The organism is Microvirga lenta (assembly GCF_020532555.1).
GTDB classification, from domain to species: domain Bacteria; phylum Pseudomonadota; class Alphaproteobacteria; order Rhizobiales; family Beijerinckiaceae; genus Microvirga; species Microvirga lenta.
Map to the genome: position 1 here is coordinate 211,941 of NZ_JAJBBR010000002.1, position 23,421 is coordinate 235,361.

Sequence of the window (23,421 nt, forward strand, 5' to 3'; positions counted from 1 at the left end):
CCACTGCGGGCGGCGCCGTCCGGCGGCTGTTCCGTCAGGATGATAGAGCTTGGCGGCACGGCTGCCGAGTCAAGGGATTGCAGCGCGCTCAGCGCGTGCCGAGCGCGGCCCGGACCGCGGGGGCGACCCTGGTGCCCATGAGCTCGATGGACCGCATGATCTGCGCGTGCGGCATGGTGCCGACGCTGAACTGGGCCAGGTAGCGGTGGTGGCCGAACAGTTCGTGCTGGAAGAGGATCTTGTCGATCACCTCCTGCGGGCTGCCTACGGCCAGCGCCCCGCGCGGGGAGCGCAGGGCCTCGAATTGCGGCCGCGTCGTCGGCGGCCATCCGCGCTCCCGGCCGAGCTGCGACATCACCTGGGCATAGGCGGGAAAGAACTCGTCCGCCGCCTGCTGCGAAGTGTCGGCGATGTAGCCATGGGTGTTGATGCCGATCTTCAGGGCGGCCGGATCGTGCCCGGCCCGGGCGGCCGCCTCGCGATAGAGCGAGGCCAGGGGCGCGAAGCGCTCCGGCTGGCCGCCGATGATCCCGAGCGCGAGAGGGAGCCCCAGCACCCCTGCGCGCACCACCGATTGCGGCGTGCCGCCGACCGCGATCCAGACCGGGATCGGCTGCTGAACCGGGCGGGGATAGACCGGCTGGTCCGACAGCGCGGCCCGGTGCCGGCCCGCCCAGGTCACGCGCTCGCTCTCCCGCAGCTTCAGGAGCAGGTCGAGCTTTTCCGCGAACAGGGTGTCGTAATCGTCGAGATCGTAGCCGAAGAGCGGGAAGGATTCGATGAAGGAGCCGCGCCCGGCCATGATCTCGGCGCGTCCGCCGGAGAGGAGGTCGAGGGTCGCGAAGCTCTGGAAGACGCGCACGGGATCGTCCGAGCTCAGCACCGAGACGGCGCTGGTGAGGCGGATGGTGCGGGTGCGCTCCGCCGCCGCCGCGAGCACCACCGCCGGAGCGGAGACCACGTAATCGGCCCGGTGATGCTCCCCGAGGCCGAACACGTCGAGCCCCACCTGATCGGCGAGCTCGATCTCCTCCACGAGGTCGCGCAGGCGCTGCGCCGGGGACATGAGACGCCCCGTTGCGGGATCGGGGGTCAGTTCGCCGAAGGTGTAGACGCCGAGTTCCATGGGCAGCCGCCTCGCGATGGGGAAATCCATCCCGGCTATAGCAGCCGTAACGGAAGGGGGCGATCCGCGGGTCGTCCATCGACCGGGAGGGACCGGATGCTGGTCCCTCCCGCTGTCGCGCAGAGCAGCCTCAGGCGGCGTCGGCCTGCGCCGTGGTGCGCGGCTGCGCCGTGCGGGCGATCCAGGCGGCGAAGCGATCCACCCAGCCGTTCAGGAAGGCCTTGGTCGAGGGCTCGACGATGTTGTTGTTCTCGTCGAAAAGCTCCGGCTTGTAGGTGAAATAGACCTCGGGCTGGCCCATGAGCACCGTGTCGACCACGTTCAGGAGACCCTTCAGGGCGTTCTGCCCCGCGGCGGCGCCGGTCGCGCCGGGCGTCGCGCCGATGAGGGCGGCGGGCTTGGCCTCCCAGGAATTCTTGCCCCAGGGCCGGGTGCCCCAGTCGATGGCGTTCTTGATCGCGGGCGAGAAGGAGCGGTTGTATTCGGGGGTGACGAAGAGAACCGCGTCCGCCGCCTCGATCTCGCGCTTCATGCGCAGCACCGATTCGGGCGGGTTCTGCCACAGATCGTCGTTGTAGAGCGGCAGGTCCCCGATCTCGACGAAACGGAAATCCAGCCGTCCCGCCGCAAGCTTCGCGACGCTCTCGGCGAATTTGCGGTTGATGGATTCACGGCGCAGGGAGCCGACCAGAACGGCTACGGTTTTCATAAGTGACCTCGTATCAAAAAGTGACTGGCTTTACATGAGAGAGTGTGGTCTCTTGCGCAAGACGGCACTTTTTTGTCACCGAGGCACCTGGATGAAACCGAGCGATACCTACGTCCCGCTGCAATGCCGGCTGGTGAACGACGTCATCGCCCTGGTGGGCGACAAGTGGAGCATTCTCATCATCGTGCTCCTGGGCGGGGGCCGGAAGCGGTTCATGGACATCAAGCGCGCCGTGGACGGCATCTCGCAGAAGATGCTCACCGTGACCCTGCGCGGCCTGGAGCGCGACGGCTACGTGACCCGCACGGTCTATCCCACGGTTCCGCCCAAGGTCGAATACGAGCTCACCGATCTCGGCCGCGAGCTCCTCGTGCCCCTGCGCACCCTCGGCTCCTGGGCCATCGCCAACCACGACCGCGTCGCCGCCGCCCGCGCCGCCTACGACGCCCGTCAGCTGCCGCAGGCAGCGGAGTAGGCACGGGATTTTCTGCTTACCCTTGCTCCTGCTCGGAGTCGGGATGAGGACCGGTCCGTCCGAAGGCTCGCACCAGCGCAGCACGCACTCTCCTCCCCACGGACCTCGCCCGGCTTGAAGACTCACGCCGGAAGCACCGCCCTGCTCTCCTCCCCACGGACCTCGGGCTTGCCCGAGATCCGCATCCTCTTGCGCAAGTCGGGAACACCCGACTTGCGGTGGGGAGGAGGTGGAGGTGGGGGTGTGGGCGCCACACCGTCATAGGCTATCGCTCACACCCCCACCCTGACCCTCCCCACAAGGGGAGGGAAAACCCGCGCTACGTCCGGAGAACCGCGCACGGACAGAGGCGGCGGAGTCAGGCTCTTAACGGATCCACTTCGCCTCGTTGACCTCCGGCTCGCCGTTCAGGCGCCGCTCCATGCGGATGGCGATGCGTCTGGCTGTGGCGGCGCTGCGGAAGAGGCGCATTTGCAGGTCCTGAAACGCCTGCAGATCGGCCTCGCTCGGGCTGTAGCGCCGGTCGTGCCAGTAGCGATAGACGAGCCTGACGGCTTCCTCGGCAAGGCGCGCGGCCTCGGTGAGCGGCGGCTTGGGCTTGCGTCTGAAAAACATGGCGGCTTCCCTCCCGGTGGGACACGGGCCACCGGCAGGGCTGGTGGCCAGGGGAGGTGATAAACCGCACGAAGACGGCTGCGCTGCCCTTTAGGCTTTCGCCCTGGACATACGACAGCGCCTCCCCGGCCATAGGCTGGGAAGGCATCGTTGCGGCCGATGCCGGCCGCTTCGTGAGGGGTTATCACACCCCCGGAGCCGCGTGTCTCGGCTCCTGAAGGAGTGCTACCACGGGGGGAGGCGAAGGAGCAATGTTAGAACTCCCTGTCGTCCTCAGACGTGCGGGAAGAGGATAAACGCCGCTCCTCGTGTCATTCCCGGCCGGAGAGGGCGAAGCCCTCGCAGGGGAAGGGAAGCCATAGGCGTTGCGCTGGAAGCTGGATCCCCTTCCCTCGCTGCGCTCGCCGGGGATGACGCACACGGCGCAAAAAGCCCGGCACTAAGCCGGGCTTTTCCTTATCCGTCTCGTCCAAAACCTCAGGCCACGAACTGCCCGTGGCAGTGCTTGAACTTCTTGCCGGAGCCGCAGGGGCAGGGCTCGTTGCGGCCGACGCGGCCCCAGGTGTTGGGGTCGTTCGGGTCGCGGGATTCCGTCGGCGCCGTGGGAGCGGTCGCCGCGGCGAAGCCCAGGGCCGAGCCGGCCCCGAAGGCGGAGCCCTGCGGCATGTCGAACTCGTTCTCGCCGGTGGCGGGATCGAGGTGCTGGGCGAACATGGGCGGCAGCGGCGCGGGCTCGGGCTGCTGGAACACCACCTGGATGCGCATGAGCTGGCCCGTCACCTGCTCGCGCAAATGGCCGACCAGGTTGTTGAAGAGCTCGAAGGCCTCCGACTTGTACTCGTTGAGCGGATCGCGCTGGGCGAGGCCGCGCCAGCCGATGACCTGACGCAGGTGGTCGAGGGTCACGAGGTGCTCGCGCCAGAGATGGTCGAGGCTCTGCAGGAGAACCTGCTTCTCGACGTAGTTCATCACGTCGGGCGTGTTCTCCTCGATGCGCTTGGCATAGGCCTCGTCGGCCGCCTTCTGGATGCGCTCGCGGATCTCCTCGTCGGCGATGCCCTCCTCCTTCGCCCAATCCTCGATCGGCAGATCGAGGTTGAGGAGGTTGGCCACGCTCTCCTTCAGACCCGCGACGTCCCACTGCTCCGCATAGGCGTTCTCGGGGATGGCGCGGGCCACGATGTCCTCGATGACCCCGTGGCGCATGTCGTCGATGGTCTCGCGCACGCTCTCTTCCGCCATGAACTCCTTGCGCTGCTCGAACACGACCTTGCGCTGGTCGTTCATGACGTTGTCGTATTTCAGGATGTTCTTGCGGATGTCGAAGTTGCGCGCCTCGACCTTCGCCTGCGCCCGCTCGATGGCCTTGTTGATCCACGGGTGGATGATGGCCTCGTCCTCCTTGAGGCCGAGCTTCTGCAGCATGCCGTCCATGCGGTCGGAGCCGAAGATGCGCATCAGGTCGTCCTGGAGCGACAGGTAGAACTTGGAGCGGCCCGGGTCGCCCTGGCGGCCGGAGCGGCCGCGCAGCTGGTTGTCGATGCGCCGGGACTCGTGACGCTCGGTGCCGAGCACGTAGAGGCCGCCGGCGGCGAGCGCCTTCTCCTTGAAGGAGGCGATCTCGGCGACGATCTCCTTCTCGCGCCGCGCCCGCTCCTCGCCCTCGACCCCTACGAGCTCGCGCTCGATGCGCATCTGGGCGTTACCGCCGAGCTGGATGTCGGTACCGCGGCCGGCCATGTTGGTGGCGATGGTGATCGCGCCCGGCACGCCGGCCTGGGCCACGATGAAGGCCTCCTGCTCGTGGAAGCGGGCGTTCAGCACCGCGAAGTGCTTGGTGCCCTTGCCTTCCCGTGCGGCCTTGTAGAGGGGCTCCAGCGCAAGCGGATTGTCGAAGTCGATCAGCGTGTAGCCGTCCTTGACGAGGAGATCGGCCAGATATTCCGACTTCTCGATGGAGGTGGTGCCGACCAGAATCGGCTGGCCCCGGCTGGAGGCGGCCTCGATGTCGCGGATGACCGCGCGGTAGCGCTCCTCGGCCGTCCGATAGACCTCGTCGCTGTCGTCGATGCGGGAGACCGGACGGTTGGTCGGGATCTCGACCACTTCGAGGTTGTAGATCTCGAGAAATTCGTCGGCCTCCGTGGCGGCCGTGCCGGTCATGCCGCCGAGCTTGTCGTAGAGGCGGAAATAGTTCTGGAACGTGATGGAGGCCAGCGTCTGGTTCTCCGGCTGGACCTGGACGTGCTCCTTCGCCTCGAGCGCCTGGTGCAGGCCCTCGGAATAGCGCCGGCCCGGCATCATGCGGCCGGTGAACTCGTCGATGATGACCACCTCGCCGTTGCGGACGATGTAGTCCTTGTCCCGCTGGAACAGGGTGTGGGCGCGAAGCGCCTGGTTCATGTGGTGGACGAGCGTCGCGTTCTGGGCGTCGTAGAGGTCGCCCTCCTTCAGAAGGCCCTCGACGCGCAGCAGCTCTTCGATCTTCCCGGTGCCGTCCTCGGTCAGGGCGACGGAGCGCTGCTTCTCGTCCACCTCGTAATCGCTCTTGTCGAGGCGCGGGATGACCTTGTCGATGGCGTTGTAGAGGTCGGAGCGGTCGTCGAGGGGGCCGGAGATGATGAGCGGCGTGCGCGCCTCGTCGATGAGGATCGAGTCCACCTCGTCCACGATGGCGAAGTTGTGGCCCCGCTGGACCATCTGCGCCATCTCGTACTTCATGTTGTCGCGCAGATAGTCGAAGCCGTATTCGTTGTTGGTGCCGTAGGTGATGTCCGCAGCGTAAGCCGCCGCGCGCTCGGAATCGTCGAGCCCGTGGACGATCACGCCGACCGAGAGGCCGAGGAAGCGGTAGATCTGGCCCATCCACTCCGAGTCGCGGCGGGCGAGGTAGTCGTTCACCGTGACCACGTGGACGCCCTTGCCGGCCAGGGCGTTGAGATAGACCGGGAGCGTGGCGACCAGGGTCTTGCCCTCGCCGGTGCGCATTTCGGCGATGGACCCCTCGTGGAGCACCATGCCGCCGATGAGCTGCACGTCGAAGTGGCGCTGGCCGAGGGTGCGCTTGGCGGCCTCGCGGACGGTGGCGAAGGCCGGCACCAGGATGTCGTCCAAGGTCTTGCCCTGGGCGAGCTGAGCCTTGAACTCCTCCGTCCGTGCGCGGAGCTGGTCGTCCGAGAGGGCTTCGAGCTCGGCCTCCATCGCATTGATGGCCGCCACTTTCGGCCGGTAGGACTTCAGCCGTCGATCGTTGACCGAGCCAAAGATTTTCTTCGCGAGAGAACCGAACATCGGGGGCCTTCAGACTTTCAGGATTCTGGATAAGCGGGCGATTTGAGCCGCCTTATAGACTTAATTATGCCAACACGCATCTTAAAGGCTGTGCCCGAGTGGCGCAGCCCGGCTTCCACAAGCTTGGCCTCGATCAAGGCCTCGCGAGCGGGGGATGCTGTGACATAAATATGCCATCCCTTGCAAACGTAAACACATTCGGCCAACGATCGCCGCGCTTCGTGAGCGGTCAGAAAAGCTCACCAGAGGATCAGACATGTCAGTTTCTACCCAAGTCCGGAAAAGCCTCCTCGCCCTCGGGGTCGCCCTGCCGATGGCTGCCGGCGCGGCCTTCGCCCAGACCGGCACCGCACCCGCCGCGCCTGCCGCTCCCGCCGCCCCTGCGGCAACCCCCGCCGATCCCAGCAAGGTGATCGCCCGGGTGAACGGCATCGAGATCACGGAAGGGGACCTCGCGGTCGCCGCCGCCGACCCGGCGCTTCAGCTCCCCAACGTTCCGGAGGCCCAGAAGCGCGAGCTCCTGACCGGCTACCTGATCGACCTCAAGCTCGGCGCCAAGGCGGCCGAGGCGGCCAAGGTCGGCGACAGCGCCGAGTTCGCCCGCAAGCTCGCCTACAACCGGGACAAGGCCCTGCTGGACCAGTACCTGGAGCAGGAGGCCCAGAAGGCGGTGACCCCGGAAGCCGCCCGCAAGCTCTACGACGAGACGGCCAAGAACGTCACCCCGGAGGAGGAGGTGCGCGCCCGCCACATCCTCGTGGAATCCGAGGAGGAGGCCAAGAAGGCCGCCGCGCGCGTGAAGGGCGGCGAGGACTTCGCGAAGGTCGCGGCCGAGCTCTCCAAGGACCCCGGCTCCAAGACCGACGGCGGCGATCTCGGCTTCTTCACCAAGGACCGCATGGTCGAGCCCTTCGCGGAAGCCGCCTTCAAGCTGGAGCCCGGCCAGGTCTCCGAGCCGGTCAAGTCCCAGTTCGGCTGGCACGTGATCAAGGTCGAGGAGAAGCGCACCAAGCCCGTGCCGTCCTTCGAGGAGATGAAGGACCAGGTGAACGCCTATCTCGAGCGCAAGGCGCAGCAGGACCTGATCATGGGCCTGCGCAAGGACGCCAAGGTCGAGCGCCTCGACGACAAGGGCAACCTGGTCGAGCAGAAGCCGCAGCAGCAGTAAGCGTCAGCGGAAAGAAAAACGGAAAGGGCAGCGCAAGCTGCCCTTTTGTTTTGGCCGCGATGGGGCGCCGGCAGAATTACTTGTTCGTCCGGCCCATCTTGCCCGGATCGACACCGCCTTCCCGGTTCGTCTCGTTCTTCACGTCGCCCTCGAAGGTCGAGTCGCCGTCGAGATTGCGGGGATCCTCGCCGGTCATGTAGGAGCCCTTCGAGCGTCCGATGCCGGGATCGACGTCGAGGTCGTTGCGCGGGCGCTCTTCGGGCTTCGTCTTGGGATGCTTGTTGCTCGTCATGGGAAGGCTCCGTCGTTGGTTTGAGGGGTCAACGGCAGGGCACCGGCCCCGTTCCGTCCGGCCGGCCATTCCCGACCAAGCGCGGGCTTGACAAAAAGCCTTAAAAAACCACAGGTCGCGAGGCCCGTCCGGCATTCCGACCCGCTCTTTCGAGTTCCCCATGTCCAAGACCGTCTCCCCCCTCGCGCCCAAGTCCCATCCGACGCTGCCCGCCATCGAAGGCGTCAGGATCGCGACCGCGGAGGCCGGCATCCGATACAAGAACCGAACCGACGTGCTCTATGTGGCGCTCGCCAAGGACACGGCGGTGGCCGGGGTGTTCACCCGCTCCAAATGCCCCTCCGCCCCGGTGGATTGGTGCCGCAAGAACCTGGCGAAGGGCACCGCGCGGGCCCTGGTGGTGAACTCGGGCAATGCCAACGCCTTCACGGGCAAGAAGGGCGCCGAGGCCGTGAAGCTGACGGCCGATCTCGCGGCGGAGGCCGCCGGCTGCCGGGCGTCCCAGGTCTTCATCGCCTCGACCGGGGTCATCGGCGAGCCCCTCGACGCGACCAAGTTCGAGGGCGTGCTCCAGGCCTGCGAGAAGAAGGCCAAGCCCACCGCCTGGGTCGATGCCGCGAAGGCCATCATGACCACCGACACCTTCCCGAAGGTGGCGACCCGCACGGCCACCATCGGCGGGGTCGAGGTCACCATCAACGGCATCGCCAAGGGCGCCGGCATGATCGCCCCCGACATGGCCACCATGCTGTCCTTCATCTTCACCGATGCGCCCATCGCGGCGCCGGTGCTGCAGGCCCTCCTGAAGAAGGGCGCCGACAAGAGCTTCAACTGCGTGACGGTGGACAGCGACACCTCCACCTCCGACACCCTTCTCTTCTTCGCCACGGGCGCGGCGGCCCAGCGGGGCGCGCCCGCGATCTCGCTGCCGAGCGACCGGCGCCTGAAGGAGTTCCGGGGGGCTCTCGAAAGCCTTCTCTGCGACCTCGCCCAGCAGGTCGCCCGCGACGGCGAGGGCGCGCGCAAGTTCGTGACCGTCAAGGTGACGGGCGCCACGGGCGCCAGTTCCGCCAAGCGCATCGCCATGGCCATCGCCAATTCGCCCCTGGTGAAGACCGCGGTCGCCGGTGAGGACGCCAACTGGGGCCGCGTCGTCATGGCGGTCGGCAAGGCCGGCGAGCCGGCCGAGCGCGACAAGCTCGCCATCTGGTTCGGCGACATCCGGGTCGCCGTGAAGGGTGCCCGCGACCCCGATTACGACGAGGCGAAGACCTCCGCCTACATGAAGGGCGACGAGATCACGATCCGGGTCGATCTCGGCCTCGGCCGCGGCGAGGCCACGGCCTGGACCTGCGACCTCACCAAGGCCTATGTGGAGATCAACGGCGACTACCGGAGCTGATCCGGCCGGGCGTTACGGGACGACCGTGATCTTCTGCTTGAACGTCACGCGCATCGTGCCGCCATACTGGTCCATTCCGAGGAACGTGTAGGAGAACTCGTCAGAGCCCGTATAGCCGGGCTTGGCCACGTAATAGGGCGTCAAGCCCTGCACGCCCGCCTTCCCGACCCTGGGCTTCTGCGTGATCACCGTTTCGTTGATGGCGCCCGGGATGTTGTTGATGTTGAAGGTGCAGCCCTTGCCCGATTTCACGGTCAGCTCGCCCTCCACCGCCGCAATGCTGCCATTGAAGTAGATGGGTGCGCCGGAGCAGTTCTGCGCCGAGGCCGAGCCGGTGAAGAACAAAAATGCGGCCGCCGCCAGCCCGCTGACGAGTTCGAGCTTCCTCATGATACCCTCCTGCTGTCGTGGGGCTTCATCTACGAAACTCTTTATGTTACAACATATCGTTAAGCAGCTTGGCAAGGAGGCGGCGCTGCTTCCCGTCGCTCCCGGCTTCCGCCATGTGTGCCGGAGCACCTGGATCGGCTGCGCAAATCTCCGGAGCATGGGTTCGCGCCGGCTCCAAAGCCGTCTATAGGCTTCCCGTCACAACCGGCCCGTTCGTGGATTCACCCCTGTGCCCCCTCTCAAGCTCACCCTCGTCGTCGCCGTCGCCCTCGTCGACCAGGACAACCGCATCCTCCTGGCCCAGCGCCCCGAGGGGAAGCAGCTCGCCGGCCTGTGGGAGTTTCCCGGCGGCAAGGTGGAGCCCGGCGAGCGGCCGGAGGAGACCCTCATCCGCGAGCTGCGCGAGGAGCTCGGGATCGCGGTGAAGGAGCCGTGCCTGGCCCCCCTCACCTTCGCGAGCCATGCCTATGAGAGCTTCCATCTCCTGATGCCCCTCTACGTGTGCCGCCGCTGGGACGGCTTCGTGCAGTCCCTGGAGGGCCAGGCCCTGAAATGGGTGAAGCCGCAGGAGCTGCGCCAGTATCCGATGCCGCCCGCGGACGAGCCCCTGATCCCGTTCCTCCTCGACCTCCTGGTGTGAGAGCCCTCATGTCCGCCGCGAAGGGGGAAGCCGCCGCGCTTCCCTCGGCCCCGACCCCCGTCTTCCTCGTGGCGAACCTCATCGCCTGCTCGATGCTGTGGTCCACCTCCTTTCTGTTCATCAAGCTGAGCGGTGAGGTGAATCCCTTCGTGCTCGCCGCCACGCGCGGGCTGCTGGGCGCGTCCGCCCTCGCCTCCTGGTTCGCGGTGCAGGCCAGGAGCATCCGCCCCGAACGCGGCGAATGGCGCCACTGGGCGATTCTCGGCGCCCTCAACGGCTGGGTGCCGAACGTCCTCGTGGCCTTTGCGCTGACGCAGATCGGCACCGCCCCCGCGGCCATGATCCAGGCTTCCGGGCCGCTCATCGTCGCGGTGCTGGCGCACCTGCTCTTCGCCGACGAGCGGCTGACCGCCAGGCGCCTCGCCGGGGTCCTCGTGGGCCTTGCCGGCATGGGCATCCTCATCGGCCCTGCCGCCCTGCCCGACAGCGGCCTCAGCCCCTGGGGCGCGCTGGCCATGGTGGCGACCGCGCTCAGCTATGCCACCGCGAACCTCTATGTCCGCTCGATCCGGCATGCGGATCCCGCGCGTCTCGCTCTCGGGCAGCAGATCTGTTCCGGCCTCCCCGCTACGGTGCTGGCGCTCGCCCTCGCGGGTCCGTCCGCCTTCGCGGCCGTGCCGCCGAGCGCGGCCCCGCTCGTGGCCCTGGGGATCGTTTCGACGGCGCTGCCGATCCTGCTCTTCATGCGCCTCATCCGCCGCGCCGGTCCGACGAGAGCCTCGATGGTCGGCTATCTCCAGCCGGTCTGGACCGCCACCCTCGCCGTGCTCTTTCTGGGAGAGACCATCGGCGTGCGCGAGATGATCGGCGGAGCGGTGGTGCTCACCGGCGTCGCCCTGGTGTCGTTCAGCGGACGGCTCCGGCCCATGCGGTGAGCGCCGCCCGCCCCCAGGATTCCCGAGAGCAATTGCGGCCATCCACCGAATGGGGGTTCCCCTACCCCCGTTGAGGAACGGCCAATCGCGGCGGCACGGCGTACACTGAAGCCCGCGAACCACCCTCGAACGAATCGGCGCCTTGCCGTCCCGCAATGGAGGACGAGGCGGAAGAACAAACGTTCGCCGTGAGGGAAAAAATCATGCATTGGAAATTCAAGGCAAGTATCCAGAATGCGATCAGCACTCTCCCGCATTCGGTTTCATTTCATCTATATTATTGGATGCAAAGGCATTTCGGGGAGCTCAGGCAGTCAGATCCACTGAGCCGCCTGCATGCAGGCGTTCACATCTGGCAGAACATCCAAAGCCTTGGACACGACCCCAAGGGCAAGGTCTTCTTCGAAGTGGGTACGGGGCGCGCACCCGTTGCCCCGCTGGCATTCTGGCTGATGGGCGCGAGGCGGATCGTCACGGTCGATCTGAACCCTTACCTGAAGGGCGAGATCGTGAAGGAGCACCTCGCGTATATTTCCAACAATCAGGATCAAGTCAGGGGCATCTTCGGCGATCTGCTGTGTCCGGAGCGGCTTGACGCCCTGGTGCGGTTCTCGAAGAGAGGCCGGTTCGAGATCGAGGCGTTCCTCGCCCTGTGCCGGATCGAGTACGTTGCGCCCGGAGACGCGGCGAGGACCGATCTGCAGGACGGTTCGGTCGATTTTCACATGTCGTACACGACGCTGGAGCACATTCCGGAAGACGTGCTGAGGGACATCCTGAAGGAGGGCAACAGGATCGTTAAGCGAAGCGGCCTGTTCGTTCACTGCATCGATTACAGCGATCATTTCTGGCACGCCGACCAGAGCATCCCGGCCATCAACTTCCTGCAGTATTCGGACCGGGCATGGGAGCACTATGCCGGCAACAGGTACATGTACATGAACAGGTTGAGGCACGACGATTTCCTCGACCTGTTCCGCACAGCGGGACACCGCCTCCTGAAGGTCGTGCCGGAGATCGACCCCCGCGCCCATGAAATGATCGCCGGCCGCTCGTTCCGGGTCGACGACCGTTTTGCCGGGAAGACGGACGAGATCCTCTCGACCATCAACTCCCTCATCATCTCCCGGAAGGCCGGCCCAGCCCCGACCGTTGCGTCTTATCGCCTTCGCGATGGTCACGCTGAGACCATCGGCTTTTCCCGGCGTTAGGAGAGTTCACGGCCGAACGCCAGGAGGTGCCCCATGGATCGCAGAGACTTCAACAACGCGCTGACCGTCGCAGGCTTCGCGGGCGGCGTGGTCGCCCTCGGGGCGCTGATCACGGTCATGCTCGCTTTCGGCTGAACCGACGGAGGGCCGGATTCGGGCGGAGTATCGTCCTGCAGCCTTTGCGGCCGACGTGTCATGACAGGGCGCCGAGCGCCGCCCGGACCTCGGCCGGCATCTCCACGGGCCGCTGGGTTGCGCGGTCGACATAGACATGGACGAAATGCCCCTGAGCCGCCGCCTGCTCCTCTCCCTGCCGGAAGATCCCGATCTCGTAGCGGACGGATGAGCGTCCGAGATGCGCGACGGAGATCCCCGCCTCCAGGGCATCGGGGAAGGCGACGCTTTCGAAATAGGTGCAGCCCGTCTCGACCACGAGACCGATGACGGGACTGTTCCGGAAATCGAGCAGCCCCTGCTCGAGGAGCCACCCGTTCACGGCCGTGTCGAAATAGGAATAGTAATGGACGTTGTTCACGTGCCCGTAGGCGTCGTTGTCCATCCAGCGGGTCGCGACGAGGCGATAGAGCCTGAAGGCGGCGCGGGTCAGGCGCTTGGGCTTCTCCGGCATCGGGCGGCCTACCATGCGGCTTCGTAGATCGCGCGCGCGTCTTCGAGCGCGACCGGGCGCGGATTGTTCACCAGGAGCCGGGTCTGGCGCATGGCGTCCTCGGCCATCATCGGCACCGCATCCTGGGGAATGCCCACATCGCGCAGGCGCGGCTGAAGCCCGAGCCGGGCGCTGAGCTCGGCCAGGGCATCGGCGAAGGCGGCGCCCGTGGCGCGTCCTTCCAGGGCCGGAAAGGCGTGGGGCGCCAGCTCCGCGTAAAGAGGTTCGCAGGCGCTCGCGTTGAAGCGCATCACGTGCGGCAGCACGAGGGCGTTGGACAGCCCGTGCGGAACGCCGAAATGACCGCCGATGGGATAGGCCAGCGCGTGAACCGCCGCCACGGGCGAGTTGGCGAAGGCCTGGCCCGCCAGCATGGAGCCGATCAGCATGGCTCCCCGGGCCTCGCGGTCGTCGCCGTGATGCACCGCGCGCTCGATGTTGCGGCCCAGCAGCCGCAGCGCTTCCGCGGCGAGCACCCGGGAGACCGGATTGTTGTTGGGGCTCAGCGACGTATAGGCCTCGATGGCGTGCACCATGGCGTCGATCCCGGTCGCGGCGGTGACGTGCGGCGGCAGGCCCAGGGTGAGATCGGGATCGAGGAGCGCGACATCCGGGATGATGAGCGGCGAGACGACGCCCTTCTTCTCGTGCGAGCCGGTGGTGACGATGGAGATCGGCGTGACCTCGGATCCCGTGCCGGCGGTGGTGGGAACGGCGACGAGCGGGAGGCGCGGCCCCTTGGCGATGCCGACGCCATAGACAGCGGAGAGATCCTCGCCGCCCTTCGCGAGCAGCGCCACGAGCTTGGCCACGTCGAGGGAGGATCCGCCCCCGAAGCCGATGACGCCATCGGCGCCGAAACCCCGCGCCTGCGCCACGGCCGCGTGCACGACCGCCTCCGGCGGATCGGCCACGACGCCGTCGAACACATCGACCGCGAGTTCGGCTGCCTCGAGGGCCTGCAGGGCGGGTGTCACCAGCCCCGCCTTCACCAGCCCCGCATCGGTGACGAGGGCCACGCGCGCTCCGAGGCGCGCCGCCGCGATCTCGCCGATGCGCGCGATGCTGCCGGAACCGAAGACGACCGAGGGGGTGGTGTTGAAGGTAAAAGCGGGCATGGGACCGAGATTGGCCCGCGCGGGCCGGGACGACAAGTCTCGTCCCGGCCGGAGCTGGGGACAGGCGCCGGGGCCGGACCTCGGCGCCTGTCGGTCAGAGCAGGAAATCGTCCCGGGTCAGGCTCGCGTCGTAGTTCTGCAGCAGGATTTCGAAATCCGCCGTCAGGTTGCCGTCCACATCGGCCTGCACGACGGTGTTGCCGAAGGCGTCCGTCTCGAACCGCACCTGCCCGGCTCCGGTGAAGCCGCCCGAGCCGACAAAGGTGAAGGCCTGATCGCCGTCGGCAAGAACACTGGCGTCGATGTCGCGAAGGTCGATCACGTCCCCGGAGGAGAAGTCGAGGATGCGGTCGCGGGTCGTCTCGCCGGCGAGACTCTCCGCTGCGGACTTGTACAGGAAGGTGTCTTGCCCCTTCTGCCCGGAGAGGACGTCGGCGCCGCTGCCGCCACGCAGGATATCGTTGCCGCTGCCGCCGCGCAGGACGTCGTTTCCGCCGCCGCCGCCGAGCCTGTTGTCGCCGGAGCTTCCCGACATGTAGTTGTCGAGGCTGTTGCCGCTGCCGCTCAGGTCGCGCCCCGTGCGCAGAGCGAGCTGCTCGACGCCGGCCATGTCGGAGCCTGACAGGCTGAAGCTCACCTTCGCCTCGATCCGGTCGATCCCGCCTTCCGCGCTCGTGTCGGTTTCGATGACCCGATCCCGGCGGTTCTCGACGCGGTAGACGTCGTCGCCCGCGCCGCCCACCATGCGATCGGCCCCGGTCGAGCCGTCGAGCAGGTCGTTGCCGCCCCCGCCGATCAGGTGGTCGGACCCGGACTCGCCATAGAGGCGATCCCTGCCGTCGTCGCCCCGGATCGTATCCCGGCCGACGCCGCCATAGACGCGGTCGCTCCCCTCATGGCCGACGAGGGTGTCGTTCACGAACATCTCGTCGAGGCGGTTGAAGAGCGGCACTTCGTCGAACGTGACTCCCTCGGGCAGATTCCTGCCGAGATTGATGCCGACCGTGTGCAATGCCGATGCCACGAGGGTGTTGCTGTTGGCGCCGTCCCCGGTGCTGAACCCGAAGGAATCGACCCCGTACAGGAGGTCGGCCTTGTCCACGTTCACGGCGTGCTGAACCATGAGCTGCCACACGGCCTCGGGGTCGCGCCCGTCGAGGTCGATCTCCGTGCGATTGCGCTGCTCCGGCGTCTCCGATCCGCGCGCGTCGGCGGACCGCGCGAGCGGAATGTCGGCCTGGGTCACGAGGGTGAAATCCCCGCCCGCGTCGCCGCGGATGACCCGCTCGTCGAGAACCCGCCCGGCATCGTCCGTGACGGTCTTCACCAGATAGAGGTGCTGATAGGGAGTGACGAAGAAGCCGCGCAGGGTCACGGGCTTCGATTCGATTGCGATGGTCGTCGGCAAGACCGTCTCCTAAGCTAGTCCCGGCTGTCCCGGGGTACCTGCAACGGGCGCCGCGCGGTTAAGTTCCCGCAGGCGGGGCCGCCCCGCGCCGGAGCGGGGAAGAGCGTTGCGCCGCCCCCGGATCGCACGACCTCTCGGAGGAGGCGCCTAGTCCCGGAACTCCTCGATGGCATCCACCTTCTCGGGGTAGAAGGCCAGGTAGCCCGCGATCTCGCCGACGGCGGGAAACGGCTCCTCATAGCTCCAGGCCGCGTTCTCCCGCACGAGCCCGCCCGCCGTCGCGGTGAAGTAGGAGGCGTCTCCCTTGTAGGGGCAATGGGTCCGGTGGTCCGTGGCATCCATCAGGTCCATCCTCACGTCCTTGCGCGGGATGTAGAGCACCGGCGGAAGCGTCGCCTCCCGGAGGGTCAGGGCCTCCGTCGTCTCGGCCACGATGAAGCCGCCGAGGACGACCCGGATGCGGTGGGGGTTCTTCTCGATGGTGATCGGATGATCGGGTCCGGGCTCTTTCATGGCGGCACCTGCTTCATGGGCTCGGCAACGCAAATAGCGCGGCGGGCCGGCAACCCAAGAGGCGTGTCGGGAGCCCCCGATGCATCAGTCCTTCTTCGGCACCTCTGTCGGGTTCTCCGGAACGCCGAGGGCATCGGCGAGGCGCATCTTGGCCGAGCCGGGCCGCAGGGGTTTCTGCTGGCTCTCGTGCGGAGTCCAGCCGGACAGCCAGATGATCTCGAAGGTGGCGGGCAGCCGGCCGTCCGGATCGGCGAAACGCTCCGCGTAGATCTGCGCCGTCCGCAGGAGCGTGGCGCGGCGCAGGGGCGTCCGGCGGCGGTCGTTGAGCGAATTGGTGAACCCCATCCGGCGCAGGTCCCGCATGAGCGCGAAGGGATCGCCGTAGCGCACCCGCACCACCTCCGAATCCGCCACGGGGAGCGCGAAGCCAGCCCGCTGCAAGAGCCCGCCGAGGTCGCGCACGTCGGCGAAAGGCGCCACGCGGGGGCTCACGCCGCCCTCTAGCTCCGCCTCCGCCTGTGTGAAGGACTGGCGCAGCTCGTTCAGGGTCGCGCCGCCGAGAAGCGCCCCCATGAAGAGCCCGTCCGGCTTGAGAGCGCGGCGGATCTGCACGAGAGCCCCCGGAAGATCGTTCACGCTCTGCAGGGCGAGAAGCGACACCGCGAGGTCGAAGCGCTCGCCCGCGACGGGCAACCGCTCCTCGTCGCCCAGGATGCTGCCGGGCTCCGGAACCGGCGCCACGCGGACCACCTCCTCGGCCCGGCCCGAGAGGCGCAGGGCCTCGGCGACGGCAGGCGTCGGCGTTCCGACGTCGAGAGCCAGGGGGAAGGGCCGCAGCACCGTGGACAGGCGCTCCTCCAGGTCCTCGACGGCGCGGGCGAGCAGGAAATCGGCATAGCCCGCCTTCACCGCGCGGGCGAGGCGGTGGCGGACGAGGGGACGGTCGAAGACGAGAGGTGCGCTCATGAGGCGCTGGATATGGCGTGAAAGGCCCTGAGAACCAAGAGCCTTTCGGCCCCTCCGGGCAGAGAGATGTGCAGGACCGGCGCCACGGCTAAGCTCCGTTCCATGACGGGAATGCGCGAACCGGGCCTGCTGCGAACCTTCCTCCGCCGGGCGGGCGCGTCGGCTCTCGCCCTCCTCTATCCGCCCACCTGCATCGCCTGCCAGGCGGCCACGGGCGAGGCCCATGCGCTCTGCGCCGCCTGCTGGGCCGGGATCCGCTTCATCGAGCGGCCCTATTGCGAGCGGCTGGGCACGCCCTTCGCGGTCGATCTCGGCCAGCCGCTCCTGTCGCCCGCCGCCATCGCCGATCCGCCGGTCTTCGGCCGGGCCCGGGCCGTGGCCGAATACGACGGGACCGCGAGCCTTCTCGTCCACCGGCTCAAATACAACGACCGGCTGGACCTGGCGCCGGCCATGGGCACCATGATAGCCCGCGCCGGGACGGAGCTGCTGGCGGAGGCGGACGTGATCGTGCCGGTCCCGCTCCACCGCTGGCGCCTGTGGCGGCGCCGGTTCAACCAGGCGATGGCGCTGGCGGCCCGGGTCTCGTCGGAAAGCGGCGTGCCCTGCGACCCGTTCCTCCTCGCCCGCGTCAAGCGCACGCGCCGTCAGGTCGGGCTGACCAAGGCGCAGCGGCAGGAGAACCTGCAGGGCGCCTTCCGGGTCCCGCCCGAGGCCAAGGCGCGGCTCCATGGCAGGCGGGTGCTCCTGATCGACGACGTGCTCACCACGGGCGCAACCGCGAACGCCGCCTCCCGGGTGCTGCTGCGCGGCGGCGCGGCCTCCGTCGACATTCTCGCCTTCGCCAGAGTTGTGACAGAAGCCTGAAGCTTCCTATATCTTCAGTCCCGAAGGTTCACGGAGACAGGCTCGAATGCCCGACATCACGATCTACACGAAGAGCTGGTGCCCCTATTGCGCCGCCGCCAAGAAGCTGCTCGACGAGAAGGGCGCCGCCTTCACCGAGATCGACATCGAGGCGAAGCCCGACCGGCGCGCCGAGATGGTCCAGCGGGCGGGCGGCCGCACCAGCGTGCCGCAGATCTTCATCGGCGACCGCCATGTCGGCGGCTGCGACGATCTCTACGCCCTGGATGACAAGGGCCAGCTCGAGCCGCTATTGCAGGCCTGACGAGAGATTCGAGGACCCGATGACCCCAACCCGCTTCACCGCCGCCTGCGTCCAGATGCGTTCCGGGCGCGATCCCCTCAAGAACCGCGACGCCGCGGTGGCCCTCGTGCGCGAGGCGGCCTCCCAGGGCGCCCATTTCGTCCAGACGCCGGAGATGACCTCCCTGGTGGAGCGCGAGCGGGCGGCCCTGTTCGACAAGGTCGGGCCGGAGGAGCAGGACCCGACGCTGCTGGCCCTGCGCGAGGTGGCCCGGGAGCGGGGCATCGTGGTTCATCTCGGCTCGAACGCGATCAAGAACGGCGACAAGATCGCCAACCGCGCCTTCCTGATCGGCCCGGACGGCGAGATCGTCGCCTCCTACGACAAGGTCCACCTCTTCGACGTGGACCTGCCGAACGGCGAGAGCTGGCGCGAATCCGCCACCTATACCGGCGGCGACCGGGCGGTGCTGGCCGAGACGCCCTGGGGCTGGCTCGGCATGACCATCTGCTACGATGTGCGCTTCGCCGCGCTCTACCGGGCGCTGGCCGAGAACGGCGCGTCCTTCCTGTCGGCCCCCGCCTGCTTCACGAAGCAGACCGGCGAGGCCCACTGGCACGTACTGCACCGGTCGCGGGCCATCGAGACGGGCTCCTTCATGATCTCGGCTGCGCAGGGTGGCCTGCACGAGGACGGGCGTGAGACCTTCGGACACTCCCTCATCGTCGATCCCTGGGGCCGCGTGCTGGCGGAAGCCGGCACCGAGCCGGGCGTGATCCTCGCTGAGATCGATGTGGGCCTCGTGGCCGATGCGCGGGGCCGGATCCCGACCCTCAAGAACGCGCGTCCGTTCCGGGTCGAGGCGGTTCCGGCTCCGGCGCCGGCGCCGGTCGGACAGGTCGCATCGGCCTAGGCCGTCCGTCCGGGTTGAAAAGCGAGGCCATAACTCCCCATCTTCCGGTCATGATCAAGTATGCCCTGGCCTGCGATCAGGCTCACGAATTCGAAAGCTGGTTTCCCTCGAGCGACGCGTACGAGACGCAGCGCAAGCGCGGCTTCGTGACCTGTCCCTATTGCGACTCGGCCAAGGTCGAGAAGCAGATCATGGCGCCGCGGATCGCCCGCACGGACAAGGCCGAGGCTCCCGCCTCGCAGCCGCAGCCCGTCGCGGCCTTCTCGGAGAAGGAGCGGGAAATCCGCGCCATGATCCGCGCCATGCGCGAGCATGTGATTCAGAACGCGGAGAACGTCGGCAAGGGCTTCGCCGAGGAGGCGCGCAAGATCCACTACGGCGAGGCGGAGGAGCGGTCGATCTACGGCGAGGCCGACGGCTCCGACGTGCGCTCGCTCCTCGAGGAAGGCATCCAGGTGCTTCCCCTCCCCATCGTGCCGGACGACCGGAACTAGCGCTTCCATGATCGGGGACGACGCGGCTTCACGGACCCGAAACCTCGCCTCCGGTGAAACCCTGTTCCGGCAGGGCGATGTTGCGACGGGCATGTTCCGGGTCGAGAGCGGAGCGATCAGGCTGGAGCGCACGACCTTCGATGGCCGCAGAATCGTCCTTCACACCTCGCATCCGGGCCAGTTCTTCGCCGAGGCGTCCCTGTTCGCGGAGAGCTATCACTGCGACGCCCTCGCCATCGAGGCGTCTGTCGTGCGCTGCTATCCGAAGCAGGCCGTTCTGGAATGGGTCGAGCGGGACCCGACGGGCGCCACGTCCCTTCTCGCTTCGATGGCGCGACAGCTCCAGGGGCTACGCCATCAGCTCGAGCTCCGCAGTGTGCGCTCGGCCCGCGACCGGATCCTGCTGCTGCTCGAATCCCGCTCCGAAGCGGACGGATCGGTCCGCCTCCCGCCGCGGATCCAGGATCTCGCCTTCGAGCTGGGGTTGAGCCGCGAGGCGGTCTACCGGGGACTGGCCGATCTGGAAGAAGCGCGCCTCATCGCACGCACGCACTCGTCCATCCGCCTGCTGAAGCCTCAGGCCGTGTGATCGCAATCATACGGCCGCGGGAGAGATGGGCGTAAAAGGAGCTTTCTTCGGAGAGCTTCATGATCGGATATACCTTTGCCGTTCTCGCAGTCCTGGCGTCGGGCGCACCTGCTCTCGCCCAGCATCGTCACCCGGGCGGGCATTCCCCCTATGCGGGTTTCGAGCGGCGCCCGATCAAGGCCCTGTCGGACCAGCAGATCGCCGACCTGGAGAACGGGCGCGGCATGGGCCTTGCCCTCGCCGCCGAGCTGAATGGCTATCCAGGTCCACTCCATGTGCTCGAACATGCCGACGCGCTCGGCCTCTCACCCTCCCAGACGAGCCGGGTGGCAGAGCTTTATGCAGCCATGAAAGCCGAAACGATCGGGATCGGCTCGCGCCTGATCGAGCAGGAACGGAGCCTGGACCGGCTCTTTTCCAGCGGCACGATCACGCCGGCCGCGCTCGAAGACGCCATGGCCACCATCGGCGCGACGCAGGCAAAGCTGAGAGGCGCCCACCTCAAATACCACCTCTCCACCAGGAATATTCTCACGCCCGAACAGACCGCTGTCTATAACGGGCTCCGCGGGTATAGCGCCCGTTAGGCAGGAACCGGCATGCGGCGAACCCCGTTTCGCCGCAGCCCGTCAAGCTGCGCCGGATCCGTTCATGACCCTCTTCTTCACCAGCGACACCCATTTCGGCGATCCCCGGGTGCTGCGGATCGACAAGCGACCATTCGGGACGATCCCCGAACATGACGCGGCGCTCATCGCCCGCTGGAACGAGACGGTCTCGCCGGACGACGAGGTCTGGCATCTCGGGGATTTCGCCCTGCATGTGCGCCCGGAGCGGATCGACGAACTGCTCGGACTCCTGAACGGGCGCAAGCACCTCGTCATCGGCAACAACGACGGCCCGGCGACGCTCGCCGCCAAGGGGTGGGACAGCGTCCAGGCCTATGCGGAGCTGCACGTGGACGGCCATGCGGTGGTGATGTGCCACTACGCCTTCCGCACCTGGAAGAACATGGGCCGCGGCTGGATCGACCTGCACGGCCACTCCCACGCCAAGCTGAAGCCCCAGACGCGCCAGTACGACGTGGGCGTGGACGCCTTCGACTACCGCCCCGTCACGCTCGGGGCGATCCTGGCCTCGCGCCAGCGCCGCCGGAAGACGGCCTCCTGAGCCGTCAGTCCCGCGCCGCGAGCAGCATGTAGTTGACCGCCATGTCCCGCGAGAGGGACCAGTCGCCCCGCAGCGGGTTGTAGGCGACGCCGGTCGTGTCGGCGACCCGGAAGCCCGCATTCTCGATGGCGGCGGTCAGCTCGTCCGGGGTGACGAACTTGTCCCATTCGTGGGTGCCCTTGGGCAGCCAGCCGAGCACGTATTCCGCGCCCACGATGGCGAGGGCGAAGGAGCGCAGGGTCCGGTTGATCGTCGCCATGGCGAGCGCTCCGCCCGGCTTCACGGCCCGGGCACAGGCCTCCACGAAGGCCTGCACGTCGGCCACGTGCTCCACCACCTCCATGGCCAGCACCATGTCGAAGGCTTCTCCCTTGGCCACCACGGATTCCACCGTCTCGTTCCGGTAATCGACCTCCAGGCCGGCGCGCTCCGCATGGAGCCGGGCCACGGAGATGTTGGTCGGGGCGGGATCGAGGCCGGTCACCCGCGCGCCGAGGCGCGCCAGGGGCTCGGACAGAACGCCGCCGCCGCAGCCCACGTCGAGGATCGTGAGCCCTTCCAGGGACCGGGGCGAGCGGGGGTCGCGCCCGAACCGGCGGCAGGCCTCGTCCCGCACATAGGCCAGACGGACCGGGTTGAACTTGTGGAGGACCCGCATCGGCCCCTTCGGGTCCCACCAGGTCTCGGCGATCCGCTCGAAGCGGGCGACCTCGGCCGGGTCGATGGTGGTCGATGCGCCCTCGGACATCGGCAAACTCCTTTGGCTCCCCCTCGAAAGCGAGAGGACGTATGCAATTCTGCGCGTTGACAGCGCGAAGCCTCGCCGTCATGTATACGCGCCTTTTCGCGCCGCGAAGGGGCAAATTTTCCCTCTCCTCACGGCCTTTTCGCTCATGCCCCGTCTCGTCATGAAGTTCGGCGGTACATCCGTCGCCACGGTTGAACGTATCCGCAATGTGGCGCGGCACGTCAAACGCGAGGTCGAGGCCGGTTACGACGTGGCCGTGGTGGTCTCCGCCATGTCGGGCAAGACGAACGAGCTCGTCGGCTGGGTCAAGGAGGCGTCGCCCCTCTACGATTCGAAGGAATACGACGTGGTCGTCGCCTCGGGCGAGCAGGTCACCTCGGGCCTTCTGGCGATCGCCCTTCAGGAAATGGGCCTGAAGGCCCGCTCCTGGCAGGGCTGGCAGATCCCGATCATGACCTCCGACGCCCACGGCTCCGCGCGAATCGCCGCCATCGACGGCACCGGGATCCTCCAGGGCTTCACCAAGGAGCGGGAAATCGCCGTTGTGTCGGGCTTCCAGGGCCTGCACCAGCCGACCCAGCGGGTGACCACCCTGGGGCGCGGCGGCTCGGACACCAGCGCCGTGGCGCTGGCCGCCGCCATCCAGGCGGAGCGCTGCGACATCTATACGGACGTGGACGGCGTCTACACCACCGATCCGCGAATCGTGTCCAAGGCCCGGCGCCTGGACAAGGTTTCCTACGAGGAAATGCTGGAAATGGCCTCGCTCGGGGCCAAGGTGCTTCAGGTCCGCTCGGTCGAGCTCGCCATGATGCACCGGGTGCCGACCTATGTGCGCTCCAGCTTCGACGACCCCGCCGATCCGAAGCTCGGCACCCTCATCTGCGACGAGGAAGACATCATGGAACAGCAGGTTGTGACGGGCATCGCCTATTCGCGCGACGAGGCCCAAATCACGTTACGCAACGTCGCGGACAAGCCCGGCATCGCCGCCTCGATCTTCGTGCCGCTCGCCGAGGCCAACGTGAACGTGGACATGATCATCCAGGTCGTGTCGGACAACAACACCACCACGGACATCACCTTCACGGTCCCGGCCGCCGACTACGAGCGGGCCTGCGCGGTGCTCAACGAGCACAAGGACGAGATCCAGTTCCGCGACCTGCAGGGCGCCACCGACGTGGTGAAGGTTTCGGCCATCGGCGTCGGCATGAGAAGCCATGCGGGCGTGGCCGCCAGGGCCTTCAAGGCCTTGGCCGACAAGGGGATCAACATCCGCGCCATCACGACCTCGGAGATCAAGTTCTCGGTTCTGATCGACTCGGCCTACACGGAGCTTGCCGTGCGCACGCTCCACTCGCTATACGGCCTTGATCAAGCCTGATTGACGTCTCGTCGGTGAGGCTGCGACACTCAACGCTCGCCGCCGGT

General features: G+C 67.5%; 26 protein-coding genes. 14 read left to right on the forward strand and 12 right to left on the reverse strand.

Translation table 11 applies throughout. The features are described from left to right. Window positions 1-88: 88 nt before the first annotated feature. Together LGR44_RS03995 and LGR44_RS04000 are read right to left on the reverse strand one after the other, a co-directional pair. Window positions 89-1,126, reverse strand: coding sequence for an LLM class flavin-dependent oxidoreductase (locus LGR44_RS03995; protein ID WP_226737931.1), 1,038 nt, complete (start codon window positions 1,124-1,126; stop codon window positions 89-91). Between the two features lie 130 nt (window positions 1,127-1,256). Continuing rightward, entirely contained in the window at window positions 1,257-1,835 is a 579-nt protein-coding gene (locus LGR44_RS04000; RefSeq protein ID WP_226737497.1) for an NADPH-dependent FMN reductase, read from the reverse strand. A gap of 91 nt (window positions 1,836-1,926) precedes the next feature. On the opposite strand from LGR44_RS04000, the gene LGR44_RS04005 reads away from it, so the two are divergent. Then, entirely contained in the window at window positions 1,927-2,310 is a 384-nt protein-coding gene (locus LGR44_RS04005; RefSeq protein WP_226737499.1) for a winged helix-turn-helix transcriptional regulator, read from the forward strand. 366 nt (window positions 2,311-2,676) lie between these two features. Here the strand turns inward: LGR44_RS04005 and LGR44_RS04010 are convergent, their stop codons facing one another. Together LGR44_RS04010 and secA are read right to left on the reverse strand one after the other, a co-directional pair. Continuing rightward, window positions 2,677-2,925 carry a hypothetical protein gene (locus LGR44_RS04010; RefSeq protein WP_226737502.1) on the reverse strand — a complete coding sequence of 83 codons (249 nt, stop codon included), beginning with the start codon at window positions 2,923-2,925 and terminating at the stop codon, window positions 2,677-2,679. Window positions 2,926-3,402: 477 nt separating this feature from the next. After that, entirely contained in the window at window positions 3,403-6,216 is a 2,814-nt protein-coding gene (secA, locus tag LGR44_RS04015) for a preprotein translocase subunit SecA (RefSeq protein ID WP_226737505.1), read from the reverse strand. A 256-nt stretch (window positions 6,217-6,472) separates the two neighbouring features. Here secA and LGR44_RS04020 point away from each other — a divergent pair, with 256 nt between their 5' ends. Then, window positions 6,473-7,384 (forward strand): peptidylprolyl isomerase, encoded by a 912-nt coding sequence (locus LGR44_RS04020; RefSeq protein ID WP_226737507.1) that lies wholly within the window; start codon window positions 6,473-6,475, stop codon window positions 7,382-7,384. A 76-nt stretch (window positions 7,385-7,460) separates the two neighbouring features. Here LGR44_RS04020 and LGR44_RS04025 read toward each other — a convergent pair whose 3' ends face one another. Then, complete coding sequence (locus tag LGR44_RS04025; protein ID WP_226737509.1) at window positions 7,461-7,676, reverse strand: hypothetical protein; 216 nt, start codon at window positions 7,674-7,676, stop codon at window positions 7,461-7,463. A gap of 160 nt (window positions 7,677-7,836) precedes the next feature. Here LGR44_RS04025 and argJ point away from each other — a divergent pair, with 160 nt between their 5' ends. Further along, window positions 7,837-9,078 carry a bifunctional glutamate N-acetyltransferase/amino-acid acetyltransferase ArgJ gene (argJ, locus tag LGR44_RS04030; RefSeq protein WP_226737511.1) on the forward strand — a complete coding sequence of 414 codons (1,242 nt, stop codon included), beginning with the start codon at window positions 7,837-7,839 and terminating at the stop codon, window positions 9,076-9,078. A gap of 12 nt (window positions 9,079-9,090) precedes the next feature. Here argJ and LGR44_RS04035 read toward each other — a convergent pair whose 3' ends face one another. Then, complete coding sequence (locus LGR44_RS04035) at window positions 9,091-9,468, reverse strand: hypothetical protein (protein WP_226737513.1); 378 nt, start codon at window positions 9,466-9,468, stop codon at window positions 9,091-9,093. A gap of 229 nt (window positions 9,469-9,697) precedes the next feature. Here LGR44_RS04035 and LGR44_RS04040 point away from each other — a divergent pair, with 229 nt between their 5' ends. From LGR44_RS04040 to LGR44_RS04050, 3 genes are all read left to right on the forward strand, one after another. Continuing rightward, window positions 9,698-10,108 (forward strand): (deoxy)nucleoside triphosphate pyrophosphohydrolase, encoded by a 411-nt coding sequence (locus LGR44_RS04040; protein WP_226737515.1) that lies wholly within the window; start codon window positions 9,698-9,700, stop codon window positions 10,106-10,108. A gap of 8 nt (window positions 10,109-10,116) precedes the next feature. Continuing rightward, the gene (locus LGR44_RS04045; RefSeq protein ID WP_226737517.1) at window positions 10,117-11,043 is read left to right on the forward strand and encodes a DMT family transporter; all 927 of its coding nucleotides are present in this window, start codon (window positions 10,117-10,119) and stop codon (window positions 11,041-11,043) included. Between the two features lie 284 nt (window positions 11,044-11,327). Beyond that, window positions 11,328-12,254: a methyltransferase domain-containing protein gene (locus LGR44_RS04050; protein ID WP_226737519.1), complete on the forward strand. Its 927-nt coding sequence runs from the start codon at window positions 11,328-11,330 to the stop codon at window positions 12,252-12,254. 193 nt (window positions 12,255-12,447) lie between these two features. Here the strand turns inward: LGR44_RS04050 and LGR44_RS04055 are convergent, their stop codons facing one another. The 5 genes from LGR44_RS04055 to LGR44_RS04075 form a co-directional block, all read right to left on the reverse strand. After that, on the reverse strand, window positions 12,448-12,897 hold the full coding sequence (locus LGR44_RS04055; RefSeq protein WP_226737521.1) for an acyl-CoA thioesterase: 450 nt from the start codon (window positions 12,895-12,897) through the stop codon (window positions 12,448-12,450). Next, window positions 12,891-14,039, reverse strand: a complete 1,149-nt coding sequence (locus LGR44_RS04060) for an iron-containing alcohol dehydrogenase (protein WP_226737523.1) — start codon at window positions 14,037-14,039, stop codon at window positions 12,891-12,893. Before LGR44_RS04060 ends, LGR44_RS04055 begins: the two co-directional genes overlap by 7 nt. A 94-nt stretch (window positions 14,040-14,133) precedes the next feature. Continuing rightward, window positions 14,134-15,447 carry a calcium-binding protein gene (locus LGR44_RS04065; protein WP_226737525.1) on the reverse strand — a complete coding sequence of 438 codons (1,314 nt, stop codon included), beginning with the start codon at window positions 15,445-15,447 and terminating at the stop codon, window positions 14,134-14,136. 147 nt (window positions 15,448-15,594) lie between these two features. After that, window positions 15,595-15,960, reverse strand: a complete 366-nt coding sequence (locus LGR44_RS04070; RefSeq protein ID WP_226737526.1) for a DUF427 domain-containing protein — start codon at window positions 15,958-15,960, stop codon at window positions 15,595-15,597. Window positions 15,961-16,044: 84 nt separating this feature from the next. Further along, entirely contained in the window at window positions 16,045-16,926 is an 882-nt protein-coding gene (locus LGR44_RS04075) for a methyltransferase domain-containing protein (RefSeq protein ID WP_226737528.1), read from the reverse strand. A 111-nt stretch (window positions 16,927-17,037) separates the two neighbouring features. Here LGR44_RS04075 and LGR44_RS04080 point away from each other — a divergent pair, with 111 nt between their 5' ends. The 7 genes from LGR44_RS04080 (at window position 17,038) to LGR44_RS04110 (ending at window position 21,242) form a co-directional block, all read left to right on the forward strand. Further along, on the forward strand, window positions 17,038-17,793 hold the full coding sequence (locus LGR44_RS04080) for a ComF family protein (protein ID WP_226737933.1): 756 nt from the start codon (window positions 17,038-17,040) through the stop codon (window positions 17,791-17,793). 46 nt (window positions 17,794-17,839) lie between these two features. Continuing rightward, on the forward strand, window positions 17,840-18,097 hold the full coding sequence (gene grxC, locus LGR44_RS04085) for a glutaredoxin 3 (protein WP_226737530.1): 258 nt from the start codon (window positions 17,840-17,842) through the stop codon (window positions 18,095-18,097). Window positions 18,098-18,116: 19 nt separating this feature from the next. After that, window positions 18,117-18,989, forward strand: a complete 873-nt coding sequence (locus LGR44_RS04090) for a carbon-nitrogen hydrolase family protein (RefSeq protein ID WP_226737532.1) — start codon at window positions 18,117-18,119, stop codon at window positions 18,987-18,989. A gap of 50 nt (window positions 18,990-19,039) precedes the next feature. Further along, the gene (locus LGR44_RS04095; RefSeq protein ID WP_226737534.1) at window positions 19,040-19,483 is read left to right on the forward strand and encodes a DUF1178 family protein; all 444 of its coding nucleotides are present in this window, start codon (window positions 19,040-19,042) and stop codon (window positions 19,481-19,483) included. Between the two features lie 7 nt (window positions 19,484-19,490). After that, window positions 19,491-20,072: a Crp/Fnr family transcriptional regulator gene (locus LGR44_RS04100; RefSeq protein ID WP_226737536.1), complete on the forward strand. Its 582-nt coding sequence runs from the start codon at window positions 19,491-19,493 to the stop codon at window positions 20,070-20,072. A gap of 59 nt (window positions 20,073-20,131) precedes the next feature. After that, window positions 20,132-20,659 carry a Spy/CpxP family protein refolding chaperone gene (locus LGR44_RS04105; RefSeq protein WP_226737538.1) on the forward strand — a complete coding sequence of 176 codons (528 nt, stop codon included), beginning with the start codon at window positions 20,132-20,134 and terminating at the stop codon, window positions 20,657-20,659. Between the two features lie 64 nt (window positions 20,660-20,723). Beyond that, complete coding sequence (locus tag LGR44_RS04110; RefSeq protein WP_226737540.1) at window positions 20,724-21,242, forward strand: metallophosphoesterase family protein; 519 nt, start codon at window positions 20,724-20,726, stop codon at window positions 21,240-21,242. A 4-nt stretch (window positions 21,243-21,246) separates the two neighbouring features. On the opposite strand, the gene ubiG is transcribed toward LGR44_RS04110, so the two are convergent. Then, window positions 21,247-21,990 carry a bifunctional 2-polyprenyl-6-hydroxyphenol methylase/3-demethylubiquinol 3-O-methyltransferase UbiG gene (gene ubiG / locus LGR44_RS04115; protein WP_226737542.1) on the reverse strand — a complete coding sequence of 248 codons (744 nt, stop codon included), beginning with the start codon at window positions 21,988-21,990 and terminating at the stop codon, window positions 21,247-21,249. 145 nt (window positions 21,991-22,135) lie between these two features. Between ubiG and LGR44_RS04120 the strand changes: the two genes are divergently transcribed. Beyond that, on the forward strand, window positions 22,136-23,374 hold the full coding sequence (locus LGR44_RS04120; protein ID WP_226737544.1) for an aspartate kinase: 1,239 nt from the start codon (window positions 22,136-22,138) through the stop codon (window positions 23,372-23,374). Window positions 23,375-23,421 lie beyond the last annotated feature (47 nt).